The sequence below is a fragment of the Cellvibrio sp. pealriver genome (genome assembly GCF_001183545.1).
Lineage (GTDB): Bacteria > Pseudomonadota > Gammaproteobacteria > Pseudomonadales > Cellvibrionaceae > Cellvibrio.
In genome coordinates this window covers 775,937-795,656 of record NZ_KQ236688.1, presented here as the reverse complement: position 1 = coordinate 795,656, position 19,720 = coordinate 775,937, and the positions used below count along the sequence as shown (strand labels likewise).

15 protein-coding genes are annotated in these 19,720 nt (G+C 45.0%); 1 reads left to right on the top strand and 14 read right to left on the bottom strand.

The genetic code is table 11. The features are described from left to right. Window positions 1-219: 219 nt before the first annotated feature. The 3 genes from hrpA to VC28_RS03275 all read right to left on the bottom strand — a co-directional run bounded on the left by hrpA (window position 220) and on the right by VC28_RS03275 (window position 5,638). A complete protein-coding gene (hrpA, locus tag VC28_RS03280) occupies window positions 220-4,182 on the bottom strand; it encodes an ATP-dependent RNA helicase HrpA (RefSeq protein ID WP_049632131.1) in 3,963 nt (1,320 codons plus the stop codon). 194 nt (window positions 4,183-4,376) lie between these two features. After that, window positions 4,377-4,874, bottom strand: a complete 498-nt coding sequence (locus VC28_RS19685; protein ID WP_156184272.1) for a hypothetical protein — start codon at window positions 4,872-4,874, stop codon at window positions 4,377-4,379. Window positions 4,875-4,948: 74 nt separating this feature from the next. Then, the gene (locus tag VC28_RS03275) at window positions 4,949-5,638 is read right to left on the bottom strand and encodes a hypothetical protein (protein WP_049629390.1); all 690 of its coding nucleotides are present in this window, start codon (window positions 5,636-5,638) and stop codon (window positions 4,949-4,951) included. Window positions 5,639-5,871: 233 nt separating this feature from the next. On the opposite strand from VC28_RS03275, the gene VC28_RS03270 reads away from it, so the two are divergent. Further along, window positions 5,872-6,582, top strand: coding sequence for a DUF6445 family protein (locus tag VC28_RS03270; protein WP_156184271.1), 711 nt, complete (start codon window positions 5,872-5,874; stop codon window positions 6,580-6,582). Between the two features lie 9 nt (window positions 6,583-6,591). Here the strand turns inward: VC28_RS03270 and VC28_RS03265 are convergent, their stop codons facing one another. The 11 genes from VC28_RS03265 to VC28_RS03215 all read right to left on the bottom strand — a co-directional run bounded on the left by VC28_RS03265 (window position 6,592) and on the right by VC28_RS03215 (window position 19,698). Further along, complete coding sequence (locus tag VC28_RS03265; protein WP_049629388.1) at window positions 6,592-8,085, bottom strand: tryptophan halogenase family protein; 1,494 nt, start codon at window positions 8,083-8,085, stop codon at window positions 6,592-6,594. Window positions 8,086-8,159: 74 nt separating this feature from the next. Continuing rightward, window positions 8,160-9,173, bottom strand: a complete 1,014-nt coding sequence (locus VC28_RS03260) for a cupin-like domain-containing protein (RefSeq protein WP_049629387.1) — start codon at window positions 9,171-9,173, stop codon at window positions 8,160-8,162. 21 nt (window positions 9,174-9,194) lie between these two features. Further along, entirely contained in the window at window positions 9,195-9,926 is a 732-nt protein-coding gene (locus VC28_RS03255) for a SapC family protein (RefSeq protein WP_049629386.1), read from the bottom strand. Between the two features lie 44 nt (window positions 9,927-9,970). Then, window positions 9,971-11,542, bottom strand: a complete 1,572-nt coding sequence (locus VC28_RS03250) for a tryptophan halogenase family protein (protein ID WP_049629385.1) — start codon at window positions 11,540-11,542, stop codon at window positions 9,971-9,973. A 147-nt stretch (window positions 11,543-11,689) separates the two neighbouring features. Then, window positions 11,690-14,638, bottom strand: a complete 2,949-nt coding sequence (locus tag VC28_RS03245) for a TonB-dependent receptor (protein WP_049629384.1) — start codon at window positions 14,636-14,638, stop codon at window positions 11,690-11,692. 447 nt (window positions 14,639-15,085) lie between these two features. Continuing rightward, window positions 15,086-15,553, bottom strand: a complete 468-nt coding sequence (locus VC28_RS03240) for a Dps family protein (protein WP_049629383.1) — start codon at window positions 15,551-15,553, stop codon at window positions 15,086-15,088. A gap of 155 nt (window positions 15,554-15,708) precedes the next feature. After that, complete coding sequence (locus VC28_RS03235; RefSeq protein WP_049629382.1) at window positions 15,709-16,149, bottom strand: GNAT family N-acetyltransferase; 441 nt, start codon at window positions 16,147-16,149, stop codon at window positions 15,709-15,711. Window positions 16,150-16,171: 22 nt separating this feature from the next. Continuing rightward, the gene (locus tag VC28_RS03230; protein WP_049632130.1) at window positions 16,172-18,142 is read right to left on the bottom strand and encodes a vWA domain-containing protein; all 1,971 of its coding nucleotides are present in this window, start codon (window positions 18,140-18,142) and stop codon (window positions 16,172-16,174) included. A gap of 224 nt (window positions 18,143-18,366) precedes the next feature. Continuing rightward, window positions 18,367-18,855, bottom strand: a complete 489-nt coding sequence (locus VC28_RS03225; RefSeq protein WP_049629381.1) for a hypothetical protein — start codon at window positions 18,853-18,855, stop codon at window positions 18,367-18,369. A gap of 57 nt (window positions 18,856-18,912) precedes the next feature. Next, window positions 18,913-19,356 (bottom strand): YcgN family cysteine cluster protein, encoded by a 444-nt coding sequence (locus VC28_RS03220; RefSeq protein WP_049629380.1) that lies wholly within the window; start codon window positions 19,354-19,356, stop codon window positions 18,913-18,915. Window positions 19,357-19,401: 45 nt separating this feature from the next. Beyond that, window positions 19,402-19,698, bottom strand: a complete 297-nt coding sequence (locus VC28_RS03215) for a YcgL domain-containing protein (protein WP_049629379.1) — start codon at window positions 19,696-19,698, stop codon at window positions 19,402-19,404. Window positions 19,699-19,720: the final 22 nt, after the last annotated feature.

Genomic DNA, 19,720 nt, shown 5'->3' with positions numbered 1-19,720 from the left:
CTCCAGCAGGTTATGTGTTATTGACGGCGGTAAGGCCGACAGAAAAACTAGCACAGCCAAGGCGACAGGGCTAGCGGTGTATCCAGCGTCCGGTTAGATAATGGCATCAATAATCTGCCCAATACCAAATGCTTAGCCGATAGACTTACATTCACCGGCTTTGTTACAGCAGCTAAACACTTTTTAACGCTACCCGTTAACTCAACCTAACCCTACCCGTCATCCCTGCGCATCCAACATGGCTTGCTCCCACTGTTTATCCAAACGCTTATCCGATACCGGCACTTGGGTTTTCAGGGTTTGGGCAAATAGAGAAATACGCAGCTCCTCAATCCACCAGCGGTAATCTTGCAGTGCTGCGTTTTGCGTGAGGCGATACTCGCCCTCTTTCGCAAGATAATCCACCAAACGCTGCCAGTGTGGCGCAACCTCTGCCAATTGCAGCTTATCTTTCTGTGGATTGAGCGCCGCCTTTTCCAAACGTTGCTGTATACCGCGCATATATTTTGGATATTGCGACAACCATTGCGCCGGCGTTTTATAGACCAACCCCGGATAAAAAAGCTGGCTTAATTGCTGATTAATATCGCTGATCGTATACGCCAATATCAGCATATTTTTTTGCTGTTTAAGTTGTTTTTTAACATCGACCAATAATTTCAAACTACTGACAAGATGATTAGCCAATTCTTGCGCATATGCAGTTAGCTTATCTTTTATATTTGCCACACAAGCATCAAATTCCGGCTTTGAGCGTGGCAACTGCTGTTGATCCGGAACCGCAAGTTGTTTGATCGCGGCCATAATCAAATCATCAGCTACTTGCTCGCGGTTTCCAATTCCAGCCAGTGTCAATGCAACCTCTTGCCCTTTTAGTAATTCTTTTTGCAAATATTTAACCGTTTGTGCAAGCGACAAATATACCAAGCGAGCAAGACCGCGCTGGGTTAAATCCAACGCCTGCAACGGGCTATCGAGTACTTGCAACGCGACACTGGTATTTTTATCTACCAGTGCCGGATACGCACGAATACTAATACCACCCCGTGGTAATTGAATCGACTTATGCAACTCATCAAAATCCCAACTGGTAATCGCATCGCGCTCAATATCGGTTGCTGCCGATTGAATATTTTGTTGCACCCGCTCACGGTATTTATTTCGCAGTGAATCCAAATCGCGGCTGCTGGCGATAATTTTTCCTTTATCGTCCACCACATGGATATTAAAGCGGTAATAGTCATCTACTTGGGTTTCTAACCAAGCGTCTTTGGGAATGTCTACGCCGGTTAAACGTTTTAATTGCAAGCCAATCATTTCAGTTAATGGTTTGTTATCGGGCGTAACAACAGCCAATACTTTATCCACAACGTCTGGCACAGGCACAAAATGTTTGCGCAGATTTTTGGGTAGGGATTTGATCAACCCAATGCATTTATCGCGCAACATTCCCGGCACCAACCACTCCAAACGATGTTCAGGCACCTGATGCAACACACTCATCGGCACATGAATACTCACACCATCGAATGGGTGATTGGGTTCAAAATGGTAACTGAGTGGGAACACCATACCACGCCATTCCAACTCATTCGGAAACTGTGCAGCCGTTACATCACCGGCACCGTGGCGCATCAACGTTTCGCGGGTGATATACAGCAGTTGCGGATTACTTTGCTCCGCTTTTTTACGCCAAGATTCAAACCCTGCAAGGTTGGTAATATGCGATGGAATACGCTCGTTATAAAAATCAAAAATAACTTGTTCATCTACCACAATATCGCGCCGGCGAGATTTCGCTTCTAAATCTTCCAACTCTTGCAACAAGTTTTGCTGATGCGTATAAAAATCTTTAAATCCTGCTTGTTGTTGTAAGTGTTTGCGTTTGGAATGTTGCACGTATTGCCCTTCTACCAACGCTGCACGGATAAAAACCTCACGCGATTGAGCCTGATCGATATGACTGTAGTTAACCGATTTTTTCTCGACAATCGTCAATCCATACAAGGTGATTTTTTCATAAGCCATCACCTGCCCTGCGCGCGAATCATAATGGGGTTCAAAATGCTGGCGCTTGATCAAATGCTCCGCAGCCGCAATGACCCACTCAGGTTCAATTTTGGCAACCGTGTGCGCAAACAATTTTGAGGTTTCAATCAACTCTGCCGCCATGATCCACTTGGGCGTTTTTTTCGCAAGTGATGATCCTGGGAAGATAGAAAATTTTCGATTACGCGCACCTAAGTACTCGCGCTCTTCGTGATTAAAGCCTAAATTTCCCAACAAACCGGTCAACAGCGCTTTATGCACAGACTCATAATTTGCTGGCTCAGTATTAACGCGAATGCCCAAGTCTTTGACTGCAACACACAACTGGTGATGCACATCGCGCCATTCACGCAACCGCAAATACGACAGAAATTCTTTTTTGCATAGTTTGCGCAATTGATTTTGCGTGAGTGCCTGCCGCTGGGTTTCAAAGTAATCCCACAGATTAATAAAACCGGCAAAGTCGGTATGCTCAGCCCAAAAACGGCGATGCATTTGGTCGGCAGCTTGCTGTTTTTCAACCGGCCGCTCGCGCGGATCTTGCACTGACAGCGCACTGGCAATAATCAGCAATTCACGCACGCAGGATTGCTCTTGTGCAGAGATCAGCATGCGCGCAAGACGCGGATCAAGCGGCAATTTACTCAGCTGCTGGCCAATTGGGGTCAATTGATTTTTGGAATTAACCGCATGCAATTCTTCCAGCAGTTTAAAACCATCGCTAATCAAGCGATGATCAGGCGCATCGATAAAGGGGAATTTATGGATATCCCCCATGCGCAATTGCAGCATTTGCAAAATAACCGCGGCAAGATTAGTGCGCAGGATTTCCGCATCGGTAAACGCGGGGCGCGAATTAAAATCCTCTTCGCTGTATAAGCGAATACAAATGCCTTCAGCAACGCGACCACAGCGACCTTTGCGCTGGTTGGCACTGGCTTGGGATACTGGCTCAATCGGCAAACGCTGCACTTTGGTGCGATAAGAGTAACGACTAATACGCGCAAAACCCGGATCAATTACATAGCGAATACCCGGTACAGTAATCGAGGTTTCTGCCACGTTTGTCGCGAGCACAATGCGGCGACCGGTGTGCGGTGCAAATACTTTTTGCTGTTCGGCCAAGCTCAGGCGTGCATAAAATGGCACCACTTCCATATGTGCAAATTGTGCTTTGCGCAACGCTTCGGCAGTCTCACGAATTTCGCGCTCACCACTCAAGAACACCAGAATATCGCCACCGCGAACACCGGAACCGGTTTTTTCGTTAAGTTCAATTTCATGTACTGCATCGACAATCGCGGCATATTGATCTGGCTCTGCATCGCTATCATCACTCGCTTCAAATTCATAGAGCGGGCGATACCAGACCTCAACAGGATAAGTACGGCCAGAGACTTCAATGATCGGGGCGTTATTAAAATGCTGCGAGAATCGCTCAAGGTCGATGGTCGCGGAGGTAATAATTAATTTTAAATCGGGGCGTTTTGGTAAAAGCTGTTTTAAATAGCCAAGCAAAAAATCGATATTCAAACTGCGCTCATGCGCCTCATCAATAATTAGCGTGTCGTATTTATTCAGGAAAGGATCATTCTGGATTTCCGCGAGTAAAATCCCGTCGGTCATTACTTTGATTAGAGTATTGTCATTGGATTGATCACTAAACCGAACCTGATAACCCACCTTTTCACCAAGCGTGGTTTTCAATTCTTCTGCGATACGGTTAGCCACCGTATTCGCCGCAATCCGGCGCGGCTGGGTATGGCCAATAAGACCATTTACACCACGGCCAATACTCAAGCATATTTTGGGAATTTGCGTGGTCTTACCGGAACCCGTCTCGCCCGCCAACACCACTACCTGATTCGCCGCAATAATCTGCGCAATTTCATCGCGCTTTTCACATACGGGTAAATTAGGGAATTCAATCTGCTCAGGTACCAACAACTGGCGACGCTCAACTTCTGCCTGTGACTTCGCCAATTGCCCCTGCCACTTCTCCAGCGCCTCCTCATAAGGCTTACCCGCCCGCGCCAGCTTTTCCAACTCACCCAAGCGCCGCCCAAGCTTATATCGGTCACGTCCCATGACATTGACGATAGACTGTTTATAACTTGACCAAATATTCAACATAGCGACCCAATAACTGCTTAATAACCCTGTAAACACCATCAGGAAAATGGCGCTGGAAATAGGATCGGGATGATACGTGGGGATCAAGATGTGGGCAATGAAAGCGTATGCGCGTAAAAAAAGCCGAACCACTGGAAGGTAGTCCGGCTTTTATTAATCAGATTCACAAAATAAAAACGAATGTACCAATAAGGTTAGTTGGTATAGCAAACGTAGTTTTGTGAAGGGTATGGTGCCATAGCAAATGTACCTCTATAAGTGTTATAGCAGGTTTGTGATGGCGTAGAGCAACCGTAAGAGTAGCAAGTTCCTTGGGTCCAAACAGTTGCAGTGAAGGGTACTGTAACGCCATTCACCACTTTGGTTGCAGGAGCGGAGCTGGTGCTTACACTGGATACTGAAGAGGAACCTACAGTGAAAAATGAAGGACTACAGGCTGAGCCTGAATAATCGTACCCTGCAGCAACAAAGGTCATCGTACAGGTTGATCCCGTCGGTGTTGAATTAATTTGGCGAGAAGCAATCGTTGAGTTGCTTGCATCTTTACAGCTTTGATTGAATTGTCCGTAACCACCTGAACCACCACCACTCGTGGTAACCCATGAGCAGGATACTGGAGTTGCATTAACACTCATTGAACCAACGGCCAGCATTGCTGCTCCCGCCAAAGACAACATCTTAAAGAACTGCATATAAACTCCTTATTTTAAAATAATTGAACTCTCAGTTTTAATCATCAATTTACAATTGACGTTTTGAATTTAGATTACTTAAATTCAAAATCTCGACCTTCTCTGGAAACATAGAGCGTAGTCATGTTCTGTTGGACATCGGGTGATGCGACCAACGAAACATACCCACCACTATCTCCCAACGCTTGGAATAACGACTCGAAATGCTTGTTAGCATCTTCTAGATGTGTTGCTGCCAGTACAATTTTGCATTGATCAGACCTGCACTCCATATTTTTCACAGCAATTTCCGCCAATTTGTCATTTTCAATAAACAAATTAGACAATTCATTTTCACGCCTTGGAGCCCATTCGAGGTCAACAGGCTCCACTTCGAACTTATCCTCTATTTGTCTGAAGAGTGATGATGAGTCTTTCTCGGCAGTAAATTTTTGCTTAATTTCAGCAAGAGCCAATTCACGTTTGGCCGCTTGCAATTGGCTTTTGGTTTCTTGAAGATCGCGATTTAGCCGCTTAATTTCAGCATCAATACTACTATTGGGATCTAACGCGACTTGCTGCCTGACAATTGAGTGTTTTTCACAATCTATAGGAGAGCCATTTGGGGTCGAGACACTTTTTAGGTCAGCGCCAGTCTGTACAGGAGCATTTAATACAGGGGAATTTATTTTGGAGATATCATAAGAAGATGAGGTTGCACTATTTAAAAAATAACCCCCACATCCGCATAAAAAGCAGCACAAAAACCATTTAGTCAAAGACACTCTGACTCCCTCCGTTAAATATTAACTTCATCAATAATTTATCTTTATTCTAACTAAAAAACATTCCCACTAAACAATTTATACAAACATGGGATTATTTTTATGTTTAAGTTTTATCATTATTGTTAAGTAAATATCCACTCAGGAAATAAAGATGAATTCCCACTTTAAATGTGGAAGTTAATCACGGAATCAGCAATAATAAATACTGTAAAATTAACGAGCAAAAAATTATGCTTGGCAACAACTTCATTCCTCCGCTTCATCCACAATTCAGTTACCGCATCGACACTGTCGGCAATGAAAAAACGCCGATATTGGTGATCGACAATTTTTTATATGAAGCGGAGGCGTTGCTGGGTTTTGCAGTGAAATATGGGGATTTTCACGACGGAATAGAGTTTTACCCTGGAATACAGTCCAATGCGCCGGAATTCTATAGTCATGCGCTTCAAACTCATTTACCGGATATTATTTGTGAAGCATTCAATTTAACACGTGAAAATATCAATTATTCGCTATCTACTTATTCTCTAATTCTGACACCACCGTCTCGCTTGGCGCTTCCACAATCACGTCCGCACGTTGACACAATCCATAAGGAAAAGTTGGCCTGTGTACATTATCTTTGCACACCGGATAAGGGAGGCACGTCTATGTACCGGCATAGGGCAACAGGTTTTGAGCAGCTTTCACAAGAGCGAATGGATGTTTATGGTGAGCACCTTGCAATAGAAGCCAAGGATACGAGCTGGCATAAAAAATATATTAATGGTTCCAACCAATATTACGAAGAAATCGCCCGCTATGAAGCCAACTTCAACCGTTTAATTATGTACCCCAGTGACATACTGCACTCAGCTTCCATTCCAGAGAACTTCCAGTTCCGACCCAACCCAATTGTCGGACGACTGACATTAAATAGTTTTATTTTTCTAAAATGATCGACGTGGCTAGCTCCAATCACTCGCTTTACAGTAAAAATCCAAATAATCTTTGTGTGTAGGCATTTTCTGGAGGGTTTGATTCACCTGCGCGCGAATATCGGCGAGGAGTTTTACCAAGTCATCTGCTGGCATTTCATTCACAACAGGGTGGTAATTCTCAGGGATCAACCCCTGCCCCAGCATCACCTGCATCCAGGACGATTCGAAAAACAATTCATACGATTTTATAAACACTTTGCCTGTTTCACGGAACATTCTCATACGCTGTTCAAGCGATTCAGGGATTTCCATGTTTTTGCAGTATTGCCAGAACGGGCTATCCGCTCGATCGGTTAAATGATAATGCAGAATAATAAAATCCCGTACATTCAGGATCTCTACTTTCATCTGCTCGTTATACTCATCTACATCGCAAGCGCGAATACCTGCCGATGGAAACATTTGTATTAGCCGAATAATACCCCGAAAAATTAAGTGAATACTGGTAGATTCCAAAGGCTCGATAAATCCACTTGCCAATCCCAAGGCGACACAATTTTTATTCCAATGCTTAAGCCGTTGCCCAGTGCGATATTTGATAACTTTAGGCTCAGTGATCAAACGCCCTTCTATATTTTCCAACAATAATTTTTTAGCATCATCATCAGAAATATAACGGCTGCAATAGACTAGGCCATTCCCCACTCTGTGTTGCAAAGGAATTTGCCATTGCCAACCAGCTGGGTGCGCAATTGCACGAGTGTAGGGAACAGGATCACGGACTGATTCCGTTTGCACTGCTACAGCACTGTCGCATGGCAACCAGTGCGACCAATCTTCATAACCTGTATGCAGCGCCTGTTCGATGAGCAACCCGCGAAAACCAGAGCAATCGATAAATAAATCGCCTTCTATAATTTTGCCTGAAGCCAATTCAACGGATTTAATATAGTCATCTTCATCCAGAGCAACGTTGACAACGGTTCCCTCAATACGACTCGCTCCGGCTTTCTCTGCTATGTTGCGCAAAAATTTTGCATATAACCCTGCATCAAGATGATAGGCGTAGTTGAGCGATGCATTTGGCATATGCATGAATTTATTATGCTGTGCGGCTTTGCTTTCAAGAGAGTAGTCGCTCAAAGGATTATGAACACCCAGCTCCTTGCCCCGTAACCAAAAATGCTGGAAATCGGCTGCCCATGTGCTTTTTCCTGGCTTGCCAAACATATGCCCATAGTTTTCGTTGATATTTTTCCAATTTTCAAACGAAATTCCAAGTTTGATGCTGCCTTTAACAAAGGCAAGAAACTCCTGTTCATTAATTTCAAGGTAGCAGTGTAATTGTATCAATGGGGGAACCGTGGCCTCACCCACGCCCACAGTGACAATTTCATCTGATTCTATTAGGGTAACTGAAATGCTTTTACCTAATATTTTGGAGAAAGAAGCCGCCGCCATCCAACCGGCAGTACCACCACCAACGATTACCACGTTTCTTACAGCGCGATCGCCGACCATAGAATTACCAAACATTTTTAATATTATTGATGTAATTGTTGTAGCAGTTTGATTGACTTATCGGTTCAATAGATTCATTTATTTAATTGGTTCAAAAGACGCGCACGAATTTTCCGTGCATTGTCATCGGTCAAATCACCAATCGCACCTTGGGCATACTCAGGTATATGAGCAAAGTTTTCTTTTTGGTAATCAAATATGTAGTAATCAAATATCATTTTCCATGCAGCGCGCAGCTCTGGTGGCAGATCGCGAATTGATAGCACTGCATTAAAAAGCGCGTTTATGGGCTTTCCGAAAAAAGCGGGAGTCCCCTTAAACCAATAGTTAACTAACACATTCAATGAATCCAAGCTTTCAACATGGTGCCACCACATACTAGGAATGAATAGCCCATCACCAGGCTCCAAATCCGCAACCTGTGCATGGGGCAATGCATGTTTAAATTTGGGGAATTTTTCGAAATCGGGATTATAAAAATCCACCAAACTGATGGCCTGCCCAGCTGGTGTTTTATCCAAAGGCCCTACATACAAATTTTCCATTTGATCAAATGGAAACAACGTAAAACGACGATGCCCAACAACCGAGCAAGCTATATTTAATGGGCTGTCCCAATGCGCCGCAATACGGCATTTATTGGACACCCAAATACTCACCAACGGATTATGCTCGCCCAGAGCTATATCATTCTCTGCACGAAAACCTGGTAGATATTGATCAACTGAGGTAGAACCAATATAAATTGTTGGCGATGCGGGATTGTCCGCATGAAGAGACATCTGTTGCAATGCAAAATCCAGTTTTGTACTAACAGTATCGTAATTAAATCCCGTCAAATCTTCATTGTAAAAAATACGCCCAGCATTTTCTTGCTTTCCCAAAAAAGCAGCCACCTGCTGCCCTTGGTAAAATTGCAGCAAGTATTTTTCAACATCAGCGCGAGAAGAAAGGCCAGCTTTAACAATTGGCCATGAAGATGCCAAACCCTTTAAAATTAAAGGCTCCGATGAAGACAACACTTCATCGGGAATGTTATCCGGGGAACAGCCTTCAATAACCTTTACTTTTTTATCGATACTAATCATAAAACCGCGCGACCACTCAAATTACTGAGTGGATAATTTTGCCTCAACACGGGCAATTAATTTGAGGACATTAGAGTGAGAAGCCAACACCATATAAATGCATTCCAAAAAGCCTTTTGTATGCAGTTCTGCAGCTACACTACCCGCCAAACCATTTAATTTCTCTTCATTGATGGTATAGAGCCCTGCAAGATTGTTGCGCTCCCCATTTTTCAATGTGATCTCTAAGGTAACCACCTCCAACAATTCATTTGCCAACAAAACATCAACAAAATGATCGTTCAGCTCCGTGCCATATTGGATGTATTCCAGTAAATCCACCATTGATTCCAAATAGGGTGAATAGCCGCCATGCGGTAAAAACACTGGCTCACCCACAGCATCATTGACACGAGGGCTATCCATATCAACGTAAACCAAACTGCTCGGTTGACTTCCCTCACCTTGCTTGGGTGGTTGAACACCAATTAAAAATGGACGTCTTTTAACAGATGCGGGAATATACTGCGCATCCCACCCATTTTCAGACAAAAATAAATTTTCATTTTGGCGCAACCCTGTCAGTGCAACAGGTATAAACTTTCCTGTTTCAGTATTTTTCTTAAAAAAGATGGGATATTCATTTTGGATCGCACGGAATTCTTGGGGAAAAGTCACAACGGACATTTCACCATCACCGTATTGCGGTGAATAATCACGAATAATGCGCAAGTTTTTATGATCAACATTATTTAATAGAGCAAAATTAGGCATAGTGTCTCCAGAAGAGCTTATCTCCACTCTTGTTATTATCGAATTTAAATGGTTTGCAAACCATATTGTTTTATTTTCTCAATCAGTTCGCGGTTAGGCTGTAATACTTTTTTCAATTGCTGGATATGCTGTGCGTTTTCCATAAACAGCGCTTCCGCTTTTCTTAATTTTTTATCGTGCAGATGCTTCCCACTGCCAATGCTTCTACTTACGCCAGTTACATCGGTTATCGCTTTCATACCGTAATAGATATATTGGTAACTGGCTGACGGGAACATTTCTTCGCGTAACATTTCGTCATACAACCAGGGAGACTGCACTTTCCACAACGCGAGTAACTCATGCAAGCTATCGGGAATAGTGCTGGCGAGGCAGTTATCGCGCCAGTACTCTGTATCGGTTCGTTTTGTCAGCACATAATGCAGTTTTAGAAAATCAATTATCTGTTCCCAATGATGACGCAATGTGGCATTGAATCGTTTGGCCACTATATCCATAACACTGCGATTAGCCGGAAATTGTTCTGCGATCATTTTGGCCGAGAGCTCGATCAACACTAGCGCAGTCGCTTCTAATGGCTCAATAAAACCGGCGGCCAAACCAATGGCTACACAGTTTTTGTGCCAAAAGGTTTCTCTATGACCAGGGTTAAATGTAATTTTTCTAACAGGTAACTCTTGCGCTATTTTTTCGCCGACCGATGGTGCAATGTAATGGCGCAACTCACGCTCGGCGAGTTCATCTGTGGTATAGCGACTGGAAAAAACATGGCCTATGCCACGGCGTGATTGCAAACCTATATCCCAGATCCATCCACTAGTTTGCGCAGTGGACAAGGTGTGCGATGCAATTGCATCAGCGCCTTCAGCATAAGGAATTTGGACTGCAAGGGCAGAATCATTAAACAGAATATTTTGTTGTGATATAAATGGGACATCATAATGTTTTCCAAGCAACATAGATGACAACCCAGTGCAATCTACAAATAGATCACCAACAATTTCACCTTGTGTATTGGTAGTCACAGATTTTATATCGCCATTTTCATGGGAATTAATGGCAGTGACATTTGCACTAATGTAGTTAACACCTAACTTTTCAACACAATGCTTATGCAAAAACGGCGCAAACTTTCCTGCATCCAGGTGATAACCGTAATTTAATACAGCACCAAACTCTGCAGTGGTGATTTGTTTGGGCGCATAGCCTAAATCGCATATTGCCGCTTGAGGGCAAACTGCATTCGCAAAATCGATTTTATCTTTAAATGGCACCCAGAAAGGAGCCAGATTAATTTCATGGTACTTGGCTGGTGGAGTGAACGGATGATAGTAATCATCGTCTTTTGACAGACTTGTCCAGCGAGAAAATTTGGAGCCTTGTTTAAAACTGGCATCGCACTCACGAAAAAAATCGGTTTCCGATACGCCAATCGTTTGTAATGTCGCGCGCATGGTAGGCCAGGTACCTTCACCTACGCCAATAGGCGCTACATCGGGAGATTCAATCAGTGTGACTTGAACATGTGCCGGACTTGTTGCCGCAATTATGCCCGCCGCCAACCAACCTGCGGAACCGCCCCCCACTATTACAACACGGGTTATTTGATCAGCCATAAACGACCTACTGAGCTTTTGATAATTTTTATTGGCGAGCAATCATGTTATTGACAAACAGTATGAACAGAAACAGGGCTAGCGTAAACCGTTAAAAAAGCCGCTGTTTCCAGCGGCTTTTTTAGTTACGTCACATCATCTAATAAATTAGAAGCTGTAACGAACACCTACGTTGTAACGAGCACCAGTTTCGACGTAACTTGATGTCATACCAGTATCACGCACATAAGTACGAGTGTTCTCGTCAGTCAAGTTCAACGCTTCCATAGACACAGTCAAGTTATCAGTGAGGTCATAGCTTACACTGGCATCCAACTGACCATAGGCTTCGGTATAACCTGCGTAACTATTCAAGAAGTCATCACGCCAGTTATACGCAAGACGGGCTTGCAGACCATCTTTATCGTAGAAGCCGATAAAGTTTGCAGAGTCACTCAAACCATATACGGCGAACTGCTCGCCCGTTGATGCATTGTCAAACTCGGTATCGGAATCTACTACAGTAGCGTTCGCCTGGAAGCCATAACCTGACTCACCAAAAGTATGCTGCCACGCCAGTTCAATACCATCGATAGATGCATCTTTGTTGTTAATGGGCTGGCTAATTTCGTAGTCCAGAATTGGATCACCTGCCACTGCGGGAATATGACCTTTATCGTTTACCCACTCAGGGCGGTTTTCACGAATCCACGCGGAAATTTGCGGGGGTGTGGGATTACCGCCAAGAGCCGCAACAGCCTCATTCCAGCGCGCACCTTGGAAAGGTGTACGGAAAGGCTCGGATATACCGCCCGGTAAATCTGCTGTAGAACCTTTTTGAGGAGCAGAACCACCGATGAAGTCAGCAACATCTTTTTTGAAGTAACCTAGCGACACATAGCTGGCATCTGAGTAATACCACTCTGCTGATAAATCAAAGTTGGTTGACTCCATTGGTTTCAGATTTGGGTTACCCGATGAACCAGTAACCACATTGCTACGCGGTGCAGCATTCCAGTTGAAACCACCTCTTAAATCGGCAAAGTCAGCACGCGCGATAGTTTTGCTGAATGACGCACGCGCTTTAATATCATCTGTCAACGAGATATCAAAATCGAGGTTCGGCAGGGTTTTGGAGTAGCTACCAGTAGAGAAACCGTACTCGCTACCAGCAGATGTCAGGTTATATTCGTTACCACCTTCCCAATTCACCAAAGGCTGATAAGCAGACACATATTGGGATGATTCAACATCGGTAGTTTCATAACGCACACCGACTGCCAAGTTAGACTCCAGACCGGCGATCTCTGGCTTGAAACCAAACTGTACGTAAGCAAAGTCAGTGGTTTCGATTGTCAGATCATCATTCAAGCCGTCATTAGCCTTGGTATTGTCGCGGGTAGTGCAATAGGCTTTTGGACAGAAACCGGAATCGGTTCCATAAAGCCTTGCACTTACATCCAACAATTCATCCCAATTAGCGCGAACAATCGTGTTTTGGAAGTAAGGGCTACTGAACTCGCTGTTATCAAAGTAGTTGGTCAGTCTGTCAATAATCCAGTAGTACTGTGGAATATCACCTACACCATCAGCCCCTTGTACACCACCCCAAGTACCCTGGTTTTGCTGTTGAAGGCCGAGGAAATAATATTTGTTGGTGATTTCGTTAGTACCGGCACCGGCTTTAATGTTGTCGATAAAGCTGTCGTTAAAGGTATAGGTACCTTTTAATTGATACTCATCAACCGCAGAGTCTTGATCTTGTACGCGGAAAATGTTGTTGGTCAACTGCATACGGGAAGTATCAGGGATCACCTGATCACGGCCGTCCGCATACTCGAACTGCATCAGCGGGTATTTCTTGGTGAAATCAACACTCACTTTGTAGTCATCGATAATACCGAAGTGGAACTGGTTATTAGCACCCCACTTACCGTTCGGACCAGAGTAAGAGTCTGAGCTGTGTGCATCTAACTCCACTACCAGGTTATCGGTCACATCCCACTTAACATTCAAACCGGCTGACTTAAGATCAGACTTAGCTTGGTTATGGTTGATAACGTAGTTAAGTTCTTTAGTTCTTGCGACTTCTGTGTACGAAAGCGGATAGGCAGGATTGGTATCACTCCACACGATGTCGAGAGAGCCATCACCTGGGCGGGTAAACCACAGGCCAGTACCGAAGTTGTTCTCTTCACGCTCTTGCGTAACATAAAGGTAATCAGCGGTTACTGTCAGTTTTTCGACCGGTTGGTACTGAATAGTTAACTGAGCATTTGTGCGCTTGCGATTTACTTCATTAACGCGGTACATGATCTCGGATGGAAGCGCACGGCTTCTACCTTCCGGCACATCGGTATAACTACCGGGCAAGTCGTCCCAGCCACCTGTACCCTTATCTTTATCATGAACAAACCAACCACTCACTTGAGACTGACGGTTGCCACTGTCACGCTCTTGATAGCTACCGGTCAAGGAAACACCAATTTTGTCATCAGCAAAGGTATTGCTAAACAAACCAGAAATCTCCGGCGTTACACCACCTTCGATAACAGAGGACTCATCTCTAACCGCCTTTCCTGATACAACAGCTTTTAAACCTGGGCTGCTGAGTGGGCGAGGAGTCAAAATGTTGATTAATGCACCCATACCACCGGACTGCACATCGGCACGACCGCTTTTGAAAACCTCAACGCCTGAAATACCTTCAGAGGCCAGGTTGGAAAATTCGAATGAACGGCTGGTACCAAAAGAGGATGCAGGCATTTGGCGACCGTTTAAAGTCACCAGATTGTAGCCACTACCCAAGCCACGCACAGTTACCTTGCTACCTTCACCGTTTACACGGTCAATCGATACACCGGGAATACGTTGCAGAGATTCTGCGAGGTTGGAGTCAGGCATCTTACCGATGTCTTCTGCAGAGATTGCATCTACCACACCCACAGCTTCACGCTTAACGTCCATCGCACGCTGCAAGGAGCCTTTAATACCTGTAACCACTACTTCTTCAACAGTACCGTCTTGTGCCAGTACTGCACCGCTAAAGCCTGCCAACATAGAAGTTGCAATAGCGCTAGCGATTACCTTCTTTTTAAAGTTGATTGGGGTTTGCATGAACTTAATCCTCGAACCGTTTATTGTTATCGTAACTCGCTGTATTGTGGTCGCCGCCGACTGGAGCGTCCTAGCCAGTTACTACACTGGTCTTGCTCTGTTTTTGAATGGGATCAAACAGCTATTTCTCTAGATCCCGGCGCATAATTACAAGTTTGCAAGACCATCCGCGTCCGAATAACCAAACCCCTTCAAACATGGGAAGTTCAGATAAGCACTTTTTATCCGTATCATCAAAAAAGATCATTAATTTCAGTGGCTTATATTTAAAACCCTAGATTATTTTCACCTTAAAAACCCCACCTGATGCACTCGTCTCATCTTTTTTATTCGCGTTCTAGGAAAAATTTTCAACTTGTACGCGCAATTTTTGCCCATAAAAATCCCAATAAAAAAGGGAGCACTTAGGTGCTCCCTTTTTACTATCACGGCAAGATCAGCCCATGCTTATTCCAGCAGGCTGCGTAACATCCAGGCAGTTTTCTCGTGCAATTGAATACGTTGGGTCAGCAGGTCTGCTGTCGCTTCATCACTGGCGGCTTCAACTGATGGGTAGAGCGAACGCGCGGTGCGCACTACCGCTTCCTGCCCTTCCACTAACAAACGGATCATATCTTTTGCAGCAGGAATGCCCTCTTCCTCTTTAATACTGCTCAAGGCGGCGTATTGCTTGTAGGTACCTGGCGCAGGAAATCCCAGAGAACGGATACGCTCGGCAATTAAATCCACCGCCAGTGCCAGTTCGTTGTATTGGGTTTCGAACATTAAGTGCAAGGTCTGGAACATAGGCCCGGTGACATTCCAGTGAAAGTTATGGGTTTTCAGATAGAGAGTGTAAGTATCCGCCAGCAGACGGGATAAGCCTTGGGCTATTTCTTCGCGGTGCGCTTGGGAAATTCCAATATCAATATTCATAGTGTCTCCTTGGTAAACGATATAAATAAAATGAAGCCTATGAACTAACAGATTGATTTTTAATGTATTAGTTCAAAATGTATCACTTAAAAAGACTATAGTCAGGCATTCACCTGCGTGCCATTAGCTTTTGCCTATCGATTAGATAAAGACATTCACAGATAGCCCATGAGCAACCAATCGCGGCCTCGCGAGCGATATGTCTGGAATTTACGGGCAATATCATCGGGGCAATCAGCAGGCTCATGGGTAAACCCCAAGTCCTCGTAAAATACTTTCAGGTGCGGCAACGCAAAACAGTAGCATCCCTGAGGCGCTATATTCTGCAACAATGAGCGCATCAACCCTTTTGCCAGCCCCTTGCCTCGCCAGTCATCCCTTACTAACAAATTGCGCAGCCAATAATGCCCGGACTGCTGTGGAACAAGACGCGCCGCTGCAATAAAACCCTCATTTTCGTGGGATTGGGTGTAAACACGCTCACCAGCGGCGCATTTCACTTTGTAACCTTGGGAACGATAAAACCGATCCACCAGAGCAAAGCGCTCCGGTGGTTGGATTTCAACAATACACGGGGAAATACTAACGGGTGACACGAGGAAATTACCTTGCGCTGGATCAGGTTTTGTCTTTGGGTTCTTCCATATTATCCAACGGGAACAGGTTATCAGCCATAAGATCGTCGGGCATACTCATTTCCGATGATTCCATCGGAATCATCTGGCTGTCATCGGCAACATCTATCGGCATTGCCGTAGCCGCAGCGCCAGCAGCAGCCTTGCTAGCTGGGTTGGCAGCAAGGGTTTGTTCAATTTCTGCCAGCTCATCTTTACTGCCTTTACCCGCAATCAAGCGGTAAGCGAAATATCCCAGTACCAACACCAATAAATTACCAACTCCGAGTGCCGCGTATATCCAAAGATTGCTTGATGTATCTTCTTCTGGCGCAGCTTCTTCCTCAATAGCTGGCTCACTGGCTGCGGACGATGCAGCAGCCGAACTTTGCGCTTGGATACCCATAGCAGTTGCTTCGTCAGGATAATAAAACTGGTCAGCTTTAATGGTTTCAGTGAGAGGGCTGCCATCTATTTGCAGCCCTTCTACCTTGAGTGTGATGTCGTAGCGTGCGGGTTGCAGTGGGGCAAATGAAAACTCCCAACGAGAGTTACCAATAGTATTAAGCTGCCGCTCCAGATTATTGCCTTTGGAATCGGTGATGATCGCCGTTACTTTGGTATTTGCTACATCCACAATTTCCAGATCTGCCCCCAAACGGTAAACCCAGGTTTTTTTACCGTCTTTTTCTTCCTGGTTTTTTTCCAGAACAAATGCTGAATCTGTGATATTGAGATGGTGGATGTATTCGCGCTTGAAAGTTTTGCCGTCGATGAGAACCGAAACATCGTACTCGCCCTGCTCCTCAAAGCCAGCCAGTTCGTGCTTGAAAACGCCATCGTCGGGGGCAGGAAGGGTTAAATCCACCTCGCGGGTCTCAACCGAACCACGACTACTCACCAAAGCTTTTGCTGTTAACAATCCAAGAAAATCTTTATTGGTGATGGTGCTGCCATTTTCCTGAAATGAGTAAACCAATCCCAATGTTTGCCCTGAGCGGATATTGCTTTTGGGCGGCTGCATAACCAATTGCAGGTTACTGACCACGGTAATACGGCTTCCGGGAGCCATCTCGGTTTTGACTTTCCACTGGCCAGTCAATGGTTGCTGCACTGTAATCAAGTCGTACTTGTCGGTGCGATACCAATTGACGTTATTTTTAGGGTCGGTAGTGCTGTACTCCTTGCCATCTGGCGCAACAATGACCGTCGCTGGCACTTCTGCGCGTCGAAAAATCAATGCCGTAAATTCTTTGATACTGGCATCCACCAGAAAACCATTTTCATCAAGAGGCACACGCTCAGCGGGCACTGCTTGATCAAAAATGCGCAGGAAAGTACTCATCAGCTCATCGGCAGTATCGGCCACTTCAAAAATACCGTCTGTGGCAATCGACAATTTTTTCATCAATTCCTGATCGGCATCACTGGATAACGCAATGGTGTGGATGCGGTAATCAGCGTTTTTCAAGCGCGGCAACAGCTCAGTGAGGATGCGTTTGCGCTCATTGAGATTCACCACGGCTTCCTGACTAATATCCACTACACCATCAGTCAGCAAAATAATATTGCGGCGATAATCTGCAGAAGGGGTTTCATAGTCTTCTGTCGCCTTTTCCAAAGCAGCACCAATATTGGTAAACATAGCGACAGAGTTGATACTTGCTGATTTTTGCGCGCCCAGATTACGCCAGGATTGGTCAACCACCTGATGCGGAACCAACATATTGACCGACTGACCGAATGTCCATAATCCCGATTTGCTGTTGTCAGGCATCAAGCGTGCAATCAAATCCACAGCAGGTTTGCGCAAATTTTCCGGATCGGTTTTTTTCATACTGCCGGAGATATCAATAATGACCCGAACATCTGCCGGTAGCGGTTTTGCCGGTTCGTCCGCCATGCTCACCAGAGCGATGGGCGACAGACAACCAACAATAAAAAATTGAATAACCAGACGGATTAACAGTCGCATGGAGGTTCCCATAAAAACATTGCCGGACAAAAGCATCAGCAATTTATAGTGGCCAATATTGCTCTTAGTTATAGCAGGAAACAGTCAATTCGCCATTTTGGGCACTGTTGAATCCAAAATGGACTCCAAAATGGTGCAAGCGAACCAATCAAACAGCGCACCTGAAAACGCAAAAGCCAGCGAGATGCTGGCTTTTGCGAAAAGGATATACCAATGAATTTTAATCAGCGGATAGCTCTGATTGGCTCTTCATGTAATAGCTCATCACGTGCAATTCGCTCTTCGCGCGTTAATTTGCGATTGGCGTAATAAGCGCTTTCAGCATATTCATCATCCTTAACAGATTGACGATGACTGGCAGAAGATTCATGCCGTACCGCAGGGCGCGTATTTCCGCGCGTCAGCAATTGATATAGCAGGGACAAGACCAATGCCCCCACCCATAACCCCAGCATTAACTTGATAACAGGCTTGATCGCAACAAAACCACCATCAAAATAGCCAAAGACCAGCGTATAGATTGCTGGTGCCATCGTCATGGTTTCCGGATCAATCGCGTAGGGCGTAAACAGAAGCACCATTACAGTAATAACAAAGAAATGCGTCCAAGCACGACCAGCGCGACGGAACAACAACCAGGCTGCCAGGCTACAACCTACCGCGCCAATGAGGTACATCATCCACGCGTATTGATAGTCGGTCATATTTTCCATTAATCAGTCTCCTCCAGCGGATACTCTTAAAACGGGTAATACCCTTAAGCACTGCCCTTAATTAACCCAACGAATGACGTAATCTTCCAAGTCATCTTGATTGACGGTGTTTTCATGCACAACACGCCCGCGCACTGAGATGCCTGCAGTGTGCACAGATTCAGGATCACCCGATACCAATGGATGCCAGTCAAACAAGGGAATCCCCTCAGCCACTAATCGATAGGCGCAGGTTTCCGGCAGCCAATAAGTGTCGCCAACAGTTTGCGGCGTCAACACGGCGCAGGCTTCTACCAAGCGCTGGCGATCAGTGTATTCCTGGCAGCGGCAAGTGTCATGATCCAGATACCGGCAAGCCACTTTGGTGTAGTAGACATCGCCTGAATCTTCATCTTCCAATTTGTGCAAGCAACACTTTCCGCAGCCATCGCAAAGAGATTCAAACTCTTCTGCCGACATCTGTTCGAGCGTTTTTTCTAACCAAAAAACCCGTACTGCCATAAAAAGTGCCGTTGCTTTACCTGTTGAATAATGGGGCTGCCGTCATTAACGGCCAGATAATTTTGAGTTGAGCGCGCGCACACGCTCCGCATCCGGATCGCGATCCCCGCGCGGAGGCATTTGTAAATAAAACCCTTTTTCTTCCAAATTTTCAGCCACTTTTTCGACACTGGCATGGGCGAGTTTTTTGCCCGGTGTTAGCAACAACACCATCGCTTGCTGGGGTTTGCCGAACATCTTTAACAGTTCGTCAGGCACTCTGCTCAAACCCTCTTCTTTCTTAACGTAGAGGTACATACCCTCTTCTTTTGGGCTGCGATAAATTTCACAAATAATTTTCATATTGAATATCTTTCTATGTAAA